Origin of the sequence: Lysobacter antibioticus HS124, assembly GCF_000336385.2 — a bacterium.
GTDB classification, from domain to species: Bacteria; Pseudomonadota; Gammaproteobacteria; order Xanthomonadales; family Xanthomonadaceae; genus Lysobacter; species Lysobacter firmicutimachus.
Window position 1 is genome coordinate 1 of the sequence record NZ_HG424498.1, and the last position, 17,933, is coordinate 17,933.

Annotated in this window: 16 protein-coding genes; 7 read left to right on the plus strand and 9 right to left on the minus strand. The window is 69.6% G+C overall.

Features of this window, described 5'->3' with window-relative positions; all coding sequences use genetic code 11:
* The first annotated feature begins 348 nt into the window (after positions 1–348).
* From TX83_RS10780 to TX83_RS10800, 5 genes are all read left to right on the plus strand, one after another.
* Entirely contained in the window at positions 349–2,331 is a 1,983-nt protein-coding gene (locus TX83_RS10780; protein WP_079248172.1) for a S9 family peptidase, read from the plus strand.
* Positions 2,332–2,485: 154 nt separating this feature from the next.
* Complete coding sequence (locus tag TX83_RS10785; protein WP_064747954.1) at positions 2,486–3,301, plus strand: DNA/RNA non-specific endonuclease; 816 nt, start codon at positions 2,486–2,488, stop codon at positions 3,299–3,301.
* 21 nt (positions 3,302–3,322) lie between these two features.
* Positions 3,323–3,697, plus strand: coding sequence for a hypothetical protein (locus tag TX83_RS10790; protein WP_064747955.1), 375 nt, complete (start codon positions 3,323–3,325; stop codon positions 3,695–3,697).
* 423 nt (positions 3,698–4,120) lie between these two features.
* Positions 4,121–5,113: a bile acid:sodium symporter family protein gene (locus TX83_RS10795; protein WP_064747956.1), complete on the plus strand. Its 993-nt coding sequence runs from the start codon at positions 4,121–4,123 to the stop codon at positions 5,111–5,113.
* Between the two features lie 83 nt (positions 5,114–5,196).
* Positions 5,197–5,823, plus strand: a complete 627-nt coding sequence (locus TX83_RS10800; protein ID WP_064747957.1) for a hypothetical protein — start codon at positions 5,197–5,199, stop codon at positions 5,821–5,823.
* An 18-nt stretch (positions 5,824–5,841) separates the two neighbouring features.
* Here the strand turns inward: TX83_RS10800 and cyoE are convergent, their stop codons facing one another.
* The 4 genes from cyoE to TX83_RS10820 all read right to left on the minus strand — a co-directional run bounded on the left by cyoE (position 5,842) and on the right by TX83_RS10820 (position 9,308).
* Entirely contained in the window at positions 5,842–6,774 is a 933-nt protein-coding gene (gene cyoE, locus TX83_RS10805; RefSeq protein ID WP_064747958.1) for a heme o synthase, read from the minus strand.
* A complete protein-coding gene (locus tag TX83_RS10810; RefSeq protein WP_064747959.1) occupies positions 6,774–7,934 on the minus strand; it encodes a COX15/CtaA family protein in 1,161 nt (386 codons plus the stop codon). Before TX83_RS10810 ends, cyoE begins: the two co-directional genes overlap by 1 nt.
* 67 nt (positions 7,935–8,001) lie before the next feature.
* The gene (locus TX83_RS10815) at positions 8,002–8,583 is read right to left on the minus strand and encodes a hypothetical protein (protein WP_064747960.1); all 582 of its coding nucleotides are present in this window, start codon (positions 8,581–8,583) and stop codon (positions 8,002–8,004) included.
* Positions 8,580–9,308 carry an SURF1 family protein gene (locus tag TX83_RS10820; protein WP_064747961.1) on the minus strand — a complete coding sequence of 243 codons (729 nt, stop codon included), beginning with the start codon at positions 9,306–9,308 and terminating at the stop codon, positions 8,580–8,582. Before TX83_RS10820 ends, TX83_RS10815 begins: the two co-directional genes overlap by 4 nt.
* Before the next feature lie 66 nt (positions 9,309–9,374).
* On the opposite strand from TX83_RS10820, the gene TX83_RS10825 reads away from it, so the two are divergent.
* Positions 9,375–9,602 carry a twin transmembrane helix small protein gene (locus TX83_RS10825; RefSeq protein ID WP_064747962.1) on the plus strand — a complete coding sequence of 76 codons (228 nt, stop codon included), beginning with the start codon at positions 9,375–9,377 and terminating at the stop codon, positions 9,600–9,602.
* A gap of 233 nt (positions 9,603–9,835) precedes the next feature.
* On the opposite strand, the gene TX83_RS10830 is transcribed toward TX83_RS10825, so the two are convergent.
* The 5 genes from TX83_RS10830 to coxB all read right to left on the minus strand — a co-directional run bounded on the left by TX83_RS10830 (position 9,836) and on the right by coxB (position 14,170).
* On the minus strand, positions 9,836–10,714 hold the full coding sequence (locus tag TX83_RS10830; RefSeq protein WP_064747963.1) for a cytochrome c oxidase subunit 3: 879 nt from the start codon (positions 10,712–10,714) through the stop codon (positions 9,836–9,838).
* Positions 10,715–10,744: 30 nt separating this feature from the next.
* A complete protein-coding gene (locus TX83_RS10835; protein ID WP_261370108.1) occupies positions 10,745–11,365 on the minus strand; it encodes a cytochrome c oxidase assembly protein in 621 nt (206 codons plus the stop codon).
* Entirely contained in the window at positions 11,362–11,496 is a 135-nt protein-coding gene (locus TX83_RS23865; protein WP_255595026.1) for a hypothetical protein, read from the minus strand. Before TX83_RS23865 ends, TX83_RS10835 begins: the two co-directional genes overlap by 4 nt.
* Positions 11,497–11,560: 64 nt before the next feature.
* Positions 11,561–13,189 (minus strand): cytochrome c oxidase subunit I, encoded by a 1,629-nt coding sequence (ctaD, locus tag TX83_RS10840; protein WP_064747964.1) that lies wholly within the window; start codon positions 13,187–13,189, stop codon positions 11,561–11,563.
* 27 nt (positions 13,190–13,216) lie between these two features.
* Complete coding sequence (gene coxB, locus TX83_RS10845; RefSeq protein ID WP_064747965.1) at positions 13,217–14,170, minus strand: cytochrome c oxidase subunit II; 954 nt, start codon at positions 14,168–14,170, stop codon at positions 13,217–13,219.
* 505 nt (positions 14,171–14,675) lie between these two features.
* Between coxB and putA the strand changes: the two genes are divergently transcribed.
* A complete protein-coding gene (gene putA / locus TX83_RS10850) occupies positions 14,676–17,837 on the plus strand; it encodes a bifunctional proline dehydrogenase/L-glutamate gamma-semialdehyde dehydrogenase PutA (protein WP_064747981.1) in 3,162 nt (1,053 codons plus the stop codon).
* Positions 17,838–17,933 lie beyond the last annotated feature (96 nt).

The window sequence follows — 17,933 nt, forward strand, 5'->3', positions numbered from 1 at the left end:
CGTCCGCGCCGGCGCGCGCGCGGCCGGCGCAGGCCGCGGCCAGCCAGCCCGCGGTCGCGAGCAGGAATCGTCTGCGGTCGATCATGTCCCCTCCCTGATGGCGCCGCGCGCGGTCGCGCGGTGCGTTCGTCCCTGTCCGCCGCGTCACAGCGAACGCGGCGCTCTTTCCTGCAAACGGCTCCCGGCGCCGATCGCGGCACTGTAAGCCAAACGGGTCGCCGCGCCGCCCGTGACTTTCGGGAGAGCGACGAGCCTGCGGCGCCGGGCTAAGCTCGGCTGTCCGCCGGCCGCGCCGCGGCCCGGCGCGCTCGGATCCGCTCGACCGGATTCGCTCAGGGGAGACCGCCGATGTCGCTGCGCCACGTTCTGTCCGTCACCGCCCTGGCCCTGGCCTGCGCCGGCGTCCACGCCCAGCCTTCGTCCGCGGTCGAACGCGAACGACACGGCAACCGGGTCAGCGAGAATCTGCCGGAGATTCCGGCCGAGCTGCTGGAGCGCCTGAACCGCTACCAGAACACCCGCGGCGCCGGCCTCGGCGGCTGGACCCGCGAAGGCTGCCTGCTGATCGGCACCCGCTTCGCCGAGACGGTGCAGGCGCACCGGGTCTGCCAGCCGCTGGGCATGCGCGAGCAACTGACCTTCTACCGCGAGCCGGTCGGCAGCCTCGGCACCGCGCCGGCCGGCGCCGACGGCTTCGTGTTCGGCAAGGACGTCGGCGGCAACGAGTTCTGGCAGTTGTACTGGTTCGACCTGGCCAGCCGCGAAACCACCCTGTTGACCGACGGCAAGTCGCGCAACGACAGCCCGCTGTTCTCCCACGACGGCAAGCAACTGGCCTACAGCAGCACTTTGCGCAACGGCAAGGACACCGACGTGTGGGTGATGGACCTGGCCACGCGCAAACCGCGCACGGTGGTGACCGAAGGCGGCAGTTGGAGCGCCTCGGATTTCTCGCCCGACGGCAAGCAGCTGCTGGTGATCAAGTACGTGTCCGCGTCCGAGTCCTATCCGGGCGTGGTCGATCTGCAGACCGGCAAGCTGCAGATGTTCCCGGTCGACGGCGGCAAGGCCGCGATCAACCATTTCCGTTTCTCCCGCGACGGCCGCGCGGTGTACTACGTCTCCGACGAGCCCATCGATGGCAAGCCGCAGGAGTTCGCCACCCTGCGCCGGCACGAGCCGGCGAGCGGCAAGTTCGAAGTGCTCAGCGCCGGCATTCCCTGGGACGTGGATAATCTCGCCCTCGCCGCCGACGGCCGCCATCTGGCCCTGGTCAGCAACGAGGACGGCATCGGCAAGCTGCGCGTGCTGGCGCTGCCGGAGCACCGCGAAGTGGCCCTGCCCGAGCTGCCGGTCGGGGTGATCGGCGGGGTCGAGTTCTCGCCCGACGGGCGCCGCATCGCGTTGTCGATCAATACCGCGACTTCGCCCAGCGACGTCTACGTGATCGATCTGGCGCCGGCCAAGCTGAGCCGCTGGACCCGCAGCGAAGTCGGCGGCCTGGACGCGTCGAAGTTCGTCGCCCCGAGCCTGGTGCGCTACCCGACCTTCGACCGGGTCGACGGCCGGCCGCGCACGATTCCGGCCTTCTACTACAAGCCGGCCAACACGGCGGCCGGCAAGAAGCTGCCGGTGGTGGTGCAGATCCACGGCGGCCCGGAAGCGCAGTCGATGCCGAGCTTCAGCGCCACCGCTCAGTTCCTCGCCAACGAACTCGGCGTGGCGGTGCTGGTGCCAAACGTGCGTGGCTCCTCCGGTTACGGGCGCACCTATCTGGGCCTGGACAACGCCGAGAAGCGCGAGGATTCGGTCAAGGACATCGGCGCCCTGCTCGACTGGATCGCGCAGCAGCCCGAGCTCGACGCGCAGCGCGTCGGCGTCTACGGCGGCAGCTACGGCGGCTACATGGTGCTGTCCTCGCTGATGCACTACAGCGACCGCATCCGCGCCGGCGTCGACGTGGTCGGCATCTCCGACTTCACCACCTTCCTCAACAACACCGAGTCCTACCGCCGCGACCTGCGCCGCGCCGAGTACGGCGACGAGCGCGTGCCGGAGATGAAGGCGGTGTTCGACCGCATTTCGCCGCTGAAGAACGCCGGCAAGATCCGCTCGCCGCTGTTCGTCGCCCAGGGCAAGAACGACCCGCGCGTGCCCTACACCGAGGCCGAGCAGATCGTGAAGGCGGTGCGCGACAACGGCCAGCCGGTGTGGTTCCTGATGTTCGACGACGAAGGCCACGGCTTCCAGAAAAAAGCCAATAGCGATTTCTTCGGTGCGGCGACGATGCGGTTTTGGCAGGAGCACCTGATCGGCGATAGCGGGAAGTGAGCGAACGCGCAGGCGGCCGGTAGCCGCTGTCGACCGTTCGGTCCCGGCGTCGCTGCGCCGGCCTCCAAGGCCGCGCGCCTGGGGTTTTCCCTAACTGGGCCGAGCGCCGCCGCGCCGCTAAGGTCGGCGGCGACCTGAGCTGCCGGCCCTGGCGATGACCGACCCGCTGAGCTTTCGTTCCGTCGATGCGCCGATGCCGCCGAGCGCTTGGCCGTCCGGCGATGAGGCCGCGGCGGACGCCACTGCCGGCTTCGGCCCGGCAGCGCTGAACGCGATGCCGCTGGCCGAGCGCGAGATCCTCGCCAACGGCCTGGCCGAACGCCTGGACGCGTCGCAACTGCACGCATTGCGCAGCGCGTTCGGCGACACCCTGGACCGCGCGGTGAACGAGCGCAGCGGTCCGGCGGTGCGCGAGGCCTATGCCGGCCGCGTCGCCGCCGAGACCCGGGAGATCGAAGCGCGCGTGGTCAATCCCGACGGCGGCGAGGTCAACCAGGCACGCTGGACCGTCGACGAACAAGGCCGGCCCGTGCGCGCCGAAGCCACCCTGCGCACCGTGTTCAGCGAACTCGAACGCGGCGACGCCGAGACCCAGGCCCAGCGCGATGCCGCCGACCGCGGCATCGACGGCGATCAGGGCGGTCATGTGTTCGGTCATCGTTTCGTCACCGACCAGGGCCTGAAGAACCTGTTCCCGCAGAACGGCAACTTCAACATGGGCGCCTACAAGACCTTGGAGAACGAGTGGGCGGCCTGGATCGACCAGGGCATGGAGGTGCGCATCGCCATCGACCTGAGCCCGCGCGGCGCCGACCGACCGGACCGGGTTCGCATTTCCTATGAGGTGATCGACCCGGCCGACGGCGGCAGGGTTTACGATCAGCGCGTGAGCTTCGACAACCGCGCCGGACAGACGTACGACCGGATCGACAGCGAACAGATGGACGAGCTGATCGCAGCACGCGCCTAACCCGAACGCCCAAGGCTGGACATGAACAGAGACGAATTGCTCGGCGAGATCGCGCGCCTGATCGTGGTCGACCCCAAGGCCGGCGAGCGGCCCTGGGACGGTTATGCCCTGATCGCCTGGTACGGCGAAGGCATCAGTCGCCTGAACGGCTTTCGCTACGACAAGGGCCAGCCCGGCGAGGCGCTGACGCCGTCGGGCGCCGAGATCGAGAACCGCCTGGAACAACTGCGCCGGGCCACCCGTGTCGCCGGCAAGGCGCCGTGGCGGGTCTGCATCATGCGCATCAACCGCGAAGCGGCGGAGGTAGCGATCGACTTCGAGTACGAGGACCCGGGCCGCTGGTACGTGACTCCCGACAGCGCCGCCGAAATCGCCGAACGCGTGCGCCCCTGCTGAGCCCTTCCACGCGTCGGCCCGCGGTCCGATGGGCGCACCTCGCCGCCTGGCGTCGTCCCCGCGAAAGTGGGGACCCGGGGCTCCATCGCGGCATGACGCCGAAGTCGCCGGATGCCCGCGTGCGCGGGCACGACGACCGGGAGCGATGCAGCCAAACCCAGCGGCCGCGATAGGGCTTCTAGCGCGACGCGGCGCGCCGTCCCGCGTGCCGGCAAGCCGGGACGGAAAGGGTTGAGCGCTTAACTCCCGCCGCCCCCTTCGCAGACCAGCGACCGTCGCTCCCGCCAACGCGGAAAGCCAGGGCTCCATCGCGCCCCGCCCCACACCGGCCGGCGCTCCGCAGCGCATCGGCTCACCCGACCACGCTCCGGCGCGGCAAGATCGCCCTGCCAATCCCGAATCCCCAATCCCCATCCCGGCCCCATGCGCCTGCACGTCGACCGCTTCACCCTGGCCCTGCTCGCCGCCGTCGCGCTGGCCTGGGCCTGGCCCCTGAGCGGCGCGCCGGCCGCGGCGCTGGATCGCTTCACCGACGTCGCCATCGCGACGCTGTTCTTCCTCCACGGCGCGCGCCTGTCGCGCGAGGCGATTCGCGCCGGCGCGACGCATTGGCGGCTGCATCTGCTGATCTTCGCCGCGACCTTCGTCCTGTTCCCGCTGCTCGGCCTGGCGCTCACGCCGCTGGCCACGCGCGGATTGACCCCGGAGCTGTACCTGGGTTTGTTGTTCCTGTGCTGCCTGCCCTCGACCGTGCAGTCCTCGATCGCGTTCACCTCGATGGCCGGCGGCAATGTCCCGGCTGCGGTCTGCAGCGCCTCGGCCTCGAGCCTGCTCGGCGTGTTCCTGACTCCGTTGCTGATGAGCGCATTGGCCGGTGCGCACGGCGGCATGGCCGATCCGGTCGAGGCGATCGGCAAGATCGTGCTGCAGTTGCTGGCGCCGTTCGTCGCCGGGCATCTGTTGCGGCCGTGGATCGGCGCCTGGGTCGCGCGGCGGCGCGCGCTGCTGCGCTATACCGACCAGGGCACGGTGCTGCTGGTGGTCTATGCCGCATTCGCCGCGTCGATGGGCAGCGGGCTGTGGCAGAGCACGCCGGTGGAATCGGTGTACCTGCTGCTGGCGATCTGCGCGCTGCTGCTGGCGGCGGTGATGATCGCGCTGACGATGGCCGCGCGCCGGCTCGGCTTCGACCGCAGCGACGAGATCGCGATCGTGTTCTGCGGTTCGAAGAAGAGCCTGGCGACCGGCGTGCCGATGGCCAAGGTGCTGTTCGCCGGCCCGGCGCTGGGCGCGATCGTGTTGCCGGTGATGCTGTTCCACCAGATCCAGTTGCTGGTCTGCGCCCAGGTCGCCGCGCGTTACGCGCGCCGCCGCGCCGCGCCCGCGCCGGGCGCGGGCGACGACGTCGCCGACTGAGCCGGCTTCGCGCCGGTTCGCCGCCAGTCAGGGTTGGCGCCGGACTCGCATCTACACTCCTCGCACTGCATCGCGAGGACGTCATGCATTCGCCAGGCAAGGATCGCCACGACCGCCTCGTCGCGGGCGCCATCGTCGTCATCGTCCATGCGCTGCTGGCCTGGACTGCGCACAAGCTGCTGCGCCACGCACCGCCGATCGCGACCGCGGTCGACACCCAGCTGTATTGGATCGTGCGTGCGCCCCCGCCCGCGCCACCGCCGCCTGCCCGCAACGAACCGCGCCGGCCGCAAGCGCCGGCACGGCGCTCGACCGCCGCGGCAAGCGCCATCGTGCCGCCCGCGTCGGGCCCCATCGATCCGTTTCCGGCGCCCGCGGTTCCAGCCGCAGCGTCCGCCCCGGCCAGCGGGCTGTCGGCCGACTTCGTCGATCAAGCCCGCCGCCAGGCCGATCGCGGCCTGAGCTTCGCCGCGCGCGATCCGTTCGCGCGCGCCGCGCCGGCCTTGCCGGGCGCCGGCGTCGAACGCTTCCGCATGGCCGCGCCACGCTCGCCGCAGAGCGTCCTGCGCTCGCTCGGCCGCCTGTTCGGCGGCGGCGACCCGGCCGCGCCCTGTCGCGAGCTCAATCGCCAGATCGAGGAAATGGCCCAGGACGGCGATTCGCCGGCCCTGCAGGAGGCCTACGCCAGCCAGCAACGCTGGTGCCGCTGAGCGCGGCCGATGCGCCGGTCAACCGGCGCGCTGCAACTCGAACAAGGGCGCCGGCTGCAGCGAGGTCGGCAGCCAGTGATCGATCATCAGGAACGCGAACAGCACCATCAGATACACGATGGAGTAGTTGAACACCTTCATCGCGTACAACTCGTCCGGCGGGTTCATCAGCCGCCAGGCGTAGTAGAGGAACATCGCGTCCAGCACCAGTACGCCGAACAGGTAGAAGTAGCCGCTCATGCCGAACACGCAGGGCAGCACCGACACCACCGCCAGCAGGATGGTGTAGAACAGGATCTGCCAGCGGGTGTAGGCCACGCCGTGGGTCACCGGCAGCATCGGCACCATCGCCCGCGCATAGTCGGCGCGGCGGAAGATCGCCAGCGCCCAGAAATGCGGCGGCGTCCAGACGAAGATGATCAACACCAGCAACAGCGCATGGGCCCAATCCCAATCGCCCCGCATGCCGGTGACCGCGGCCCAGCCGAGCAGCGGCGGCGCCGCGCCGGCGATGCCGCCGATGACGATGTTCTGCGGCGTAGCGCGCTTGAGGTAGACGGTGTAGATCACCGCGTAGCCGATCAGCGAAGCGAAGGTCAGCACCGCGGTGATCGCGTTGACCCAGACCACCAGGATCAGCATCGACGCCGCGGCCAGGATCAGCGCGAACACCAGCGCCTGGGTCGGGCTGACCTGGCCGGCGACGATCGGCCGCCACGAGGTGCGCGCCATCTTGGCGTCGATGCGCGAGTCCAGCAGTTGGTTGATCGCCGCCGCCGAGGACGCGGCCAGCCAGATGCCGAGAAAGCCCAGCACCGACTCGCGCAGCGGCGGCCAGCCCGGCACCGCCATGAACATGCCGACGATCGCGGTGAACACGATCAGCGCGACCACGCGCGGCTTGGTCAGGTCCCAATACTGCTTGAACGTGGGGCGGGTGGCGGCGTTCATCACGGCTCCGGCGTGCGCAGGCGCGCGAGCAGGGACACCAGTGCGAACAGCAGCAGCGCGGCGCCGCCGTTATGCGCCACCGCGACCGCCAGCGGCAGGCCGAGCTTGACGTTGGCGATGCCCAGGCCGACCTGCAGCAGAGTCAGCGCGGCGAGCAGGCTGCCCCAGCCGCGCAGCCCGGGGGTGCGCAGCAACTTGGCCGCCAGGCCGATCAGATAGACGAACACCGCCACCGCCATGATCCGGTGGGCGAGCTGGATCGCGATCCGCGCCTCGCCGTCGAGGATGCCGCCCTCGTAATCCACGCCGATGCCGCGCCAGAGCACGAAGGCCTCGCCGAAATCGTGGCGCGGCCACCACTGGCCGACGCAGGTCGGGAAATCGTTGCCGCAGGCCAACGCGGCATAGTTGGCGCTGGTCCAGCCGCCCAGCGCGATCTGCACGCCGAGTACGCCGATGCCGAGCGCGATCCAGCGGCACAGCGCCGGCGCATCGGCCAGCCGGATCGGCCGGTCGATCGCGCGCCAGGCGATCCACACCAGCAGCGAAAAGGTCAGCAGGCCGCCGAGCAGATGGCCCATGACCACGATGGGCTTGAGCAGCCAGGTCACCGTCCACATGCCCAGCAGGGCCTGGAAGATGATCACCGCCAGGGTCAGCGCGCAGGCCCGCGACAGGTCGGTATTGCTCCAGCGCAACGCCGCGGCGAGCAGGATGCCTTCGCCGACGATCGCCAGCGCCGAGGCGGCGACGTGTTGGCCGCGCATGTACAGCGGAATCGCGACCGCGACCACCGCGGCAGCGGCCAGCACCTGGGCCATGCCCTTGCTGCGGCGGCGCGCCGAGACCACGGCCAGGGTCAGGGTCAGCACGCCGAGCAAGCCGGCGATCATGCGGTGGAACTGCTCGCGCCAGGCCTTGTCGACCTCGACCGGGCGGATCTGGGTCGCGGCGTGGTCGCCGATCTCGTGCGGGTTGGTCGGCCAGGCCGCGCGGCCGTAGCAGGTCGGCCAATCCGGGCAGCTCAGACCGGCATGGGACAGGCGCACGAAGGCGCCGAACACGATCACGCACAGCGCCAGCCCCACGGCCAGCCAGGCGATGCGGTGGAAGTTCTTGTACAGGCCCGGGGTCGCCAGGCCTTTGCCGGTTACGCTCATTCTCGAAAGGGTTCCCGCGGCGCCCGGTCGCGGCGACGCCCCCGGGGCGCGCACGACCGTCGGTCGCTCACATCAGTTTCAGCAATTTGGCCAGATCCGCGCGCAGCCCGCCCGGTTCGAAGCCGGGAGCGTAACGCAGAATCACAAAACCGTTCGGGTCGACCACATACACCGGCACCCCGGCCGGGTCGTTCAGGCGCGGCAGGGCCGCGCGCAGCGCCGGCGACGGCGCCAGCACCCGCAGCGAGGCCGGGCGAGCCGCACCGGCCGGCGGCTCGCCGACCCACAGCAGCTCGACGTGGTCCGCGTCCTTGCCGAACAGCTGCCAGACCGTGTCGAGCTGGCGCGACAACGCGACGCAGGCGGCGGCGCAACCGGCGGGCGGCGCGACCACTATCCGCCAGATGCGCGCGCCCGGGTTCCAGGCGTAGGCGCGACCGTCGGCCAGCTGCGGCGGCTGCCGGCGCAGGTCGGGCTTGGGCTCCAGCAGTTCGCCGTGCTGGCGGTTCACCGCCGGGTGCAGGTCTGCGAACCGCAATACCCCGGCGACCAGCATCGGCACGAAGAAGAAGGCGGCGATCAGTAGCAGGGTCAGGCGATTGCGCTTGCGCTGCTGCGCGGAAACGGTGTGGCTCGGGGTGGGGGTCATGGGCGGGCGCGGCGTGGGCGGCGGAACGTCAGGATCAGGGCGGTGGCCAGCACCGCGACGGCGAGCGCGAACCACTGCAGGGAATAGCCGCGGTGCTTGTCCGGCGGCAAGGTGTTGGCGAGCAGCTCCAGGTCGCGGTCGTAGCCCAGGCGCAGCGCCGGGTCCAGGCGCAGCACGCGCGGCGCCAACGGTGCCGACAGCCCGGTCGCAGCGGCGATCGCCGCCGGATCGACCCGGGTCAGCAGCCAGCCCTCGCCCTCGCGCGCCAGCCCGGCGCCCAGGGCGATGCCCGGCGACGGCGGCGGCGCGAGCAGGCCGCTGAGCGCGAGCTCGCCTTCGGGACGCGCGATCGCCGGCAGGCGACGGTCGCCGGTCAGCGGCAGCCAACCCAGGTCGACCAGCAGCGGCGCGCCCTGGCGCGGCAGGAAAATGCGATAGGCGCGCACCCCGGCGCGACCGTGGCGCTGCTGGTTGTCGAGCAGCAGCGCGCCGCGTTCGTCGAAGCGGCCCAGGCCCGCGGCCCAATCGACCGTGGCGCGGCGCGCCGGATCGGCGGCCGCCGACAACGGCCGCGGCAGACGCTCGCGCAGCACCTGTGCCGCGGCATCGAGCATGGCCTGCTTCTCGACCGCGCGTCGCGCCTGCCACAGGCCCAGGTGGGCGAACAGCGCGATCGCGCACAGCGCCAAGGCCCAGCCCAACAGCAAGGTGCCGCGACGGCTCACCCCAAGCTCCGGGCGGACTGCGATAATCCGCGCTTCGCACCGGCGCGCGCACCGAAGGAGGCCGCGATGAGCCAAGAGCTGAAGGTCCTGCTGGTAGTCGCGTTCCTCGGGATCATTCTGTGGAATCTGGGCGCGGGCCTGTATTACATGCTGGTGGACAAAGGGCAGAGCAAACGCACCGTCAACGCGCTGACCCGGCGCATCGCGCTGTCGGTGGCGCTGATCCTGATCGTGATCCTGTCGATCTGGATGGGCTGGATCACCCCGCACGGCGTCGGCGCCAACCCGGGTTGAGGCGACGCCGAGCGATACGGCCCGGCGGCCTATTATGGCGCTGAAGTCTCTGGATGCCCGCCTGCGCGGGCATGACGGCCTGCGGGTTGCGCGGGCGCAGCAAGCCGCGGGCAAGCCATAGGGCGGCGACGGAGGGGTCGACCCGCTTGAGCCCCTGCGTCCCCACGGACGCCGCCAAACGCGAAAGGCCGGCATCGCTGCCGGCCTTTCCTCGTCTTGCGATCCGTCCGCGCTTACAGCACGTAGACGAACAGGAACAGGCCCAGCCAGACCACGTCGACGAAGTGCCAGTACCAGGCCACCGCTTCGAAGGCGAAATGGTTGTCCTTGCTGAAATGGCCCTTGAGGCAGCGGAACCAGATCACCGCCAGCATGATCGTGCCGAGGGTGACGTGGGCGCCGTGGAAGCCGGTCAGCATGAAGAAGGTCGAACCGTAGATGCCCGAGCCCAGGGTCAGGTTCAGTTCCTTGTAGGCGTGGATGTATTCCTCGGCCTGGAAGAACAGGAACAGGCAGCCCAGGGCCACGGTCAGGCCCAGCCACACCAGCAGCGCCTTGCGGTGCGCGCCCTTGAGCGCATGGTGCGCCAGGGTCACGGTCACGCCCGAGGTCAGCAGGATCAGGGTGTTGAGCAGCGGCAGGCCCCAGGCCGGAATGGTCTGGAAGTGGCCACCGACCTGGCCCGGGCCCGAGCTCGGCCAGGCCGCGCTGAACTCCGGCCACAGCAGGCTGTTGGTCATCACGCCGTCGCCGTCGCCGCCCAGCCACGGCAGGGCGAACTGGCGGGCGTAGAACAGCGCGCCGAAGAAGGCGGCGAAGAACATCACCTCGGAGAAGATGAACCAGATCATCCCCATCCGGAACGAGACGTCGACCTGCTTGTTGTAGTTGCCGCGCACCGATTCGCGGACCACGTCGCCGAACCAGCCGAACAGCACGCCGACCATCATCGCCAGGCCGACGAAGAACACCGGCTTGCCCCAGCTGACTTCGTTGAGCCAGCTCGCGATGCCGATCATGGTCGTGAACAGGCCGATCGAACCGAGGAACGGCCAGCGGCTGCTGTGCGGCACGAAGTAGTGATTGGCGTCTGGCGTGTGGGCGTGGGCCATGGCGGCGTTCCTGGTGGGTGCTGAGCCAGCTTACGGCGCCGCCAGCGGCGAGGGGGCGGTCTTGGCGACCGGTCCCTGCTGCAGGCGCGCGGTGAGCACGTCGTTCTTGAAGAAGGTATAGGACAGCGTAATCGTGTGCACGTCGGCCGGCAGGTTCGGATCGACGATGAAACGCACCGGCATCTCCCGCGACTCGCCCGCCTGCAGGGTCTGGGCGGTGAAGCAGAAGCACTCGGTCTTGTTGAAATAACCCGACGCGCGCGCCGGCGCGACCGACGGCGAGGCGCTGCCGACGATGGCGCGGTCGGTGGTGTTGCGGGCGTAGTAGGTGGTCTCGTACTGCTCGCCCGGACGCACCTTCATGCTCAGCTGGTGCGGCTTGAAGTCCCAGGGCAGCTTGGAATTGACGCTGCCGTCGAACTGCACCGTGACCAGGCGCGCCGCGGCCGGCGCGGCCTGGCCGGCAGCCTGGGCGTCGCCGGCGCCGCGTTCGAGGCGGATGCCGAACACCTTCTCGCAGGCGATGCGGTACATCGGCACCAGGGCGAAGGTGAAGCCGAACGCGCCCAGCGCGACCAGGACCATGGTCCGGGTCATCTTCGGCCCGGCCTGACGGCGGGCTTCGGCGGTCTGGGCGTCGCGTTCGCTCACTTCGACAGCACTCCGCTGAGGATGAACAACACGTAGATCGTTACCGCCGCCGCACCGAACCACAAGGCCGTGCGTCGCGCCGCGGCGCGGCGGCGGGCGAGATCCTGCGGATCGGTCGGCGGACGGTTCATCGTCTGGGGCCAGGAAGGCGGCGCGGCGCCCGGGGCGCGCGCTGCGCTCCGCGGCGCGGTCCGGTCAGTGGGTGATGTCGCCGTGGGCCAGGTCGCCGTCGCGGATCACCGGCGGGGTGGCGAAGGTATGGTGCGGCGCCGGGCTCGGCACGGTCCACTCCAGGCCCTTGGCGCCTTCCCACGAACGCGCGTCGGCCTTGACGCCGGCGACCTTGGAGCGCCACAGGATGAAGGCCATCATGAACGGCGTCAGGAACATGCCGAAGGCGCCGATCGAGCTGACCAGGTTCCAGTCCGCGAACACGACGTTGTAGTCGGGGATGCGGCGCGGCATACCGGCCAGGCCGAGGAAGTGCTGCGGGAAGAACAGCAGGTTCACGAACACCATGGTCCACCAGAAGTGGAACTTCGCCATGCCCTCGCTGTAATGGCGGCCGGTCCACTTCGGCCACCAGTAGTAGACGGCGGCGATGATCGAGAACAGCGCGCCGGTCACCAGCACGTAGTGGAAGTGGGCGACCACGAAGTAGGTGTCGTGGTACTGGAAGTCGGCCGGCACGATGGCGAGCATCAGGCCGGAGAAACCGCCGATGGTGAATAGGATCACGAACGCGATCGCCCACAGCATCGGCGCCTCGAACGAGATCGAGCCGCGCCACATGGTGGTGACCCAGTTGAACACCTTCACGCCGGTCGGCACCGCGATCAGCATGGTCGCGAACATGAAGTAGATCTCGCCACCGAGCGGCATGCCGACGGTGAACATGTGGTGCGCCCACACGATGAACGAGAGGAAGGCGATCGAGGCGGTGGCGTAGACCATGGCCTGATAACCGAACAGCGGCTTGCGGCTGAAGGTCGGGATGATCTCCGACACCACGCCGAAGGCCGGCAGGATCATGATGTAGACCTCGGGGTGACCGAAGAACCAGAAGATGTGCTGGAACATCACCGGGTCGCCGCCGCCGGCCGCGTTGAAGAACGAGGTGGCGAAGAACTTGTCGGTCAGCAGCATGGTCACCGCGCCCGCCAGCACCGGCATCACCGCGATCAGCAGGAAGGCGGTGATCAGCCAGGTCCAGCAGAAGATCGGCATCTTCAGCAGGTCCACGCCCGGGGCGCGCATGTTGAGGATGGTGGCGATGACGTTGATCGCGCCCATGATCGAGCTGATGCCCATCATGTGGATGGCGAAGATCGCGAAGGCGACGTTGGAGCCGCCCTGCAGCGACAGCGGCGGATACAGGGTCCAGCCGCCGGCCGGGGCGCCGCCCGGCAGGAACAGGGTCATCAGCAGCAGGGTGAAGGCGAACGGCAGGATCCAGAACGACCAGTTGTTCATGCGCGGCAGCGCCATGTCCGGCGCGCCGACCTGCAGCGGGATCATCCAGTTGGCCAGGCCGACGAAGGCCGGCATCACGCCGCCGAAGATCATCACCAGCGCGTGCATGGTGGTCATCTGGTTGAAGAACTCGGGGCCGCCCGGCAGCTGCAGGCCCGGTTCGGCCAGTTCGGCGCGGATGTAGACCGAGAATCCAGCGCCGATGATGAACATCACGAAGCTGAAGATCAGATACAGCGTGCCGATGTCCTTGTGGTTGGTCGAGAAGAACCAACGCTCGATGAAGCCCTGCTGGTGGGCATGATCATCGTGGTGATCGTGCTGATCGGCGACGGGGTGCGTGACTGCCATGGCCTACCTCTGATGAATGCTTGACGATCAACCGACGGACGCAGCGCGCGGAGCGGCGGCGGCCGTGGCGTCGGGATTCGGAGCGGCGGCCGGAGCCGGCGTAGCGTCGGCCGGAGCGGCCGGAGCGGCGGCGGGCGCCGCCGGCGCAGCGGCCGGAGCCGGCGCATTCTTGGCCTTCTGCTCGGCCAGCCACTGCTGGTATTCGGCCTTGGGCAGGGCGCGGACCACGATCGGCATGAAGCCGTGGTCCTTGCCGCACAGCTCGGCGCACTGGCCGCGGTAGATGCCCGGCTGCTTGATCTCGGTCCAGGCCTCGTTGACGATGCCCGGGATCGCGTCCTGCTTCCAGCCCAGCGCCGGCACCCACCAGGCGTGGATCACGTCGTCGGCGGTGATGACGAAGCGGATCTTGGTGTCGGTCGGCAGGACCAGCACGTTGTCGACGTCGAGCAGGTAGTGCTCGTGGTCGGCGGCGGCGATGACCTTGCCGCTCTGGCGCAACTGGTCGCTCTTGCGGTCCAGGCGGCTGGTGAAGGCCACGTCTTGGCCCAGGTACTCGTACTTCCACATCCATTGGTAGCCGGTGATCTTCACCGTCATCGCCGAGTCGCGGGTGTCGTACATGTTGATCAGCTTGCTGGTGGCCGGGAAGGCCATCAGCACGAGCAGGGCGACCGGGACCACGGTCCAGACGATCTCCAGCTTGGTGCTGTGGGTGAAGTCCTTGTCGGGCACCGCGCCCTTGGACTTGCGGAACTTGAACATGGCCACGGCCATGGCGCCGAACACCAGCAGGCCGATGATCACGCAGATCCACAGCGCCAGCATGTGCGCCGAGTAGGCATTGGCCGACTGCGCGGTGACGCCCTGGCCCATATTGAGCTGCCACGGCTTGGGATCGGCCGCCTGCGCGACTGCGAGAACCGGCAACGCCATCGCGGCGATGCCCACTGCCCACTGCTTGAAACGACCGGCTTTCATCAGTTCGAGCCCCAGAAAATCAGTGTTGGTGTGCAACGCGCTCCGCGGGCTGCCCTTCCCGGCGCGTACCGCGCCGATTCTGGCTGAGCGCGGGGGCCTTGCGGGAAGAGGTGGCTGGCGAGCCCTGATGATGAGGGCCCATCACGCCGGCATCGGCGCTACGGATAACCGCGAAATGGTAGCGGTCGCCCCGCCCTGCGGCAACCCGCCGCATGGACAGGAAAAATCGCGCGCAAAGCCCGCAACGGCGGGGTTTCGCGCATTCGCGGCGGGTTCCGGCGCGCATCCTCGGCGGCGGCCGCTTGCGGCAAGGCGGCGCGGCAGCGCGATCCGGCCGTCCCCCGCCAGCGGCGGCGAAGCCGATCGCGTACAGGCCGGGACCGATAGAAAGCTCTAAAATGGCGCTCTTCCTCCCCCCGTCCCGGGTCCGATGTCCACCAACGCCTCCTCCGCCGTCGCCAGCGACGGCCCGCCGCCGCACTCGCGCGCCTCCGCACCGAGCGCGATGATCAGTCCCGAACTGCCGCCCGCCCCCGCCGGCCCGCGCGCCGCGCTCACTGCCGGCTGGGTCCGCGACGAGGCCGAGCACGTGCGCGGCCTGCTGGAACTCGCGCGCCTGCCGGAAGCCGACCGCGCCGCCGCCCAGGCCACCGCGGCCGACCTGGTCAAGCGGGTCCGCGCCCGCGCCCAGGACCAGGGCGCGATCGAAGCCTTCATGCGCCAGTACGACCTGGGCAGCGAAGAAGGCGTGCTGTTGATGTGCGTGGCCGAGGCGCTGCTGCGCATTCCGGACCAGGAGACCGCCGACAAGCTGATCCGCGACAAGCTCGGCGACGCCGACTGGAAGCGCCACCTCGGCCAGTCCGACTCGGTCCTGGTCAATGCCTCGACCTGGGGCCTGATGCTGACCGGCAAGCTGGTCGACCTGGCCGACGACACCAAGCGCGACGTGCACAACGCGTTCAAGCGCCTGGTCGGCCGGGTCGGCGAGCCGGTGATCCGGCTGGCGGTGCGCCAGGCGATGCGGATCATGGGCCATCAGTTCGTGATGGGCCGCACCATCGGCGAGGCGTTGGCGCGCTCGAAGAAGGGCGACAACGCCCACTACCGCTACTCCTTCGACATGCTCGGCGAGGGCGCGCTGACCACCAAGGACGCGCTGCGCTACCTGCAGGCCTACCGCGACGCGATCCACGCGATCGGCAAGAGCGGCAACTACAAAAACAGCGACGTGTTCGCCGCCCCGTCGATCTCGGTCAAGCTGTCGGCCCTGCACCCGCGCTACGAGCACGCCAAGCGCGCCCGGGTGTTCGCCGAACTGACCCCGCGCGTGCTCGAGCTGGCCCAGCTGGCCAAGGGCTACGGCATCGGCTTCACCATCGACGCCGAGGAGGCCGATCGCCTGGAGATGTCGCTGGACGTGATCGCCGGCGCCTACGCCGACCCGTCGCTGGACGGCTGGGAGGGCTACGGCCTGGCGATCCAGGCCTACCAGAAGCGCGCGCCGGAGGCGATCGACTTCATCGCCGACCTCGCCCGCCGCACCGGCCGCCGCATCCCGGTGCGCCTGGTCAAGGGCGCGTACTGGGACAGCGAGATCAAGCGCGCCCAGATCGACGGCCAGGAAGGCTACCCGGTGTTCACCCGCAAGCCGAACACCGACGTGTCCTACCTGGCCAACGCCCGGCGCATGCTCGAGGCCGCCGACGCGATCTATCCGATGTTCGCCACCCACAACGCCCAGACCATCGCCACCATCCACCGCCGCGCCAAGGCGATGGGCCGCGAAAAGCACTTCGAGTTCCAGAAGCTGCACGGCATGGGCGACGACCTGTACGCCGAAGTGATCCCGGCCGACCGTCTGGATGCGCCCTGCCGCGTCTACGCCCCGGTCGGCTCGCACGAAGACCTGCTGCCCTACCTGGTCCGGCGCCTGCTCGAGAACGGCGCCAACTCCAGCTTCGTCAACCGCATCACCGATGAGGACATCGCGATCGAGGACCTGATCCAAGACCCGGTCGAAACGGTGTCCGGCTTCGACAGCATCCCGCATCCGCGCATTCCGCTTCCGGCCGACCTCTACCGCAGCTTCGGCTACGACAGGACCAATTCCATGGGCGTCAATCTCGCCAACGATCAGCAACTGCAGTCCCTCGCCGCCGCCGTCAACGCCGCCGTCGGCGACTGGCGCGCCGCTCCGCTGGTGCCGGGCGCGACCGTGCAGGGCCCGGACATCGCCGTCACCAATCCGGCCGACCGTCGCGAAACCGTCGGCCAGTGGAAGGCCGCCGACAGCGCCACCGTCGAGCTGGCGCTGAAGAACGCCGTCGCCGCCCAGGAAGCCTGGGACGCGACCCCGGCCGCCAGCCGCGCCGCGATCCTCGAACACGCCGCCCAACTGCTGGAAGAGCGCATGCCGCAGTACATCGCGCTGTGCACCAAGGAGGCCGGCAAGACCATCCCCGACGGCGTCGCCGAAGTGCGCGAGGCGGTCGATTTCCTGCGCTACTACGGCGCCCAGGCGCGCAAGCTGTTCGCGCCGGAAGCGCTGCCGGGCCCGACCGGCGAATCCAACACCCTGCACCTGTCCGGCCGCGGCGTGTTCGTCTGCATCAGCCCGTGGAACTTCCCGCTGGCGATCTTCATCGGCCAGATCTCCGCCGCCCTGGCCGCCGGCAACAGCGTCATCGCCAAGCCGGCCGAGCAGACCAATCTGATCGGCTATTACGCGGTCAAGCTGCTGCACGAAGCCGGCATTCCCGAAGCCGTGCTGCAGTTCCTGCCCGGCGACGGCGCCACCGTCGGCGCGGCGCTGACCCGCGACCCGCGCGTCGCCGGGGTGGCCTTCACCGGCTCGACCGACACCGCGCGCGCGATCAACCGTTCGCTGGCCGCGCGCGACGCCGCCATCGGCGTGCTGATCGCCGAAACCGGCGGCCAGAACGCGCTGATCGCCGACTCGTCCTCGCTGCCGGAACAACTGGTCAAGGACGCGATCGGCTCGGCCTTCACCTCGGCCGGCCAGCGCTGCTCGGCGGCGCGCGTGCTGTTCGTGCAGGACGACATCGCCGACAAGGTCACCCACATGCTCGCCGGCGCGATGGCCGAGCTGAAGGTCGGCAACCCCGGCCTGCTGTCGACCGACGTCGGCCCGGTGATCGACGAGGACGCGCTGAAGATGCTGGTCGAGCACGCCGCGCGCATGGACAAGGAAGCGGTGAAGATCGGCGAAGTCGCGGTCGACGGCGACGCCGCCCACGGCAGCTTCTTCGCCCCGCGCGCTTATGCGCTGAAGTCGCTGGACCAGCTGCACAAGGAAGTGTTCGGCCCGGTGCTGCACGTGATCCGCTGGAAGGCCGATCAGCTCGACGCGGTGATCGACGCGATCAACGCCACCGGCTACGGCCTGACCCTGGGCATCCACTCGCGCATCGACGAGACGATCGACCGGATCAGCGCACGGGTCAAGGTCGGCAACTGCTATGTCAACCGCAACCAAATCGGCGCGGTGGTCGGCGTGCAACCGTTCGGCGGGCAGAACCTGTCCGGCACCGGCCCCAAGGCCGGCGGCCCGCACTACCTGCCGCGCTTCACCACCGAGAAGACCATCACCGTCAACACCACCGCGGCCGGCGGCAACGCCTCGCTGCTGACCCTGGGCGATTGACCCGCGTCGCGATACCGCGATGCACGCGACCCCGAAACGGCGCGCCGCCAGGCGCGCCGTTTTTTATTGCGCCCGGCTCTTGTAGGAGCGGCGTGA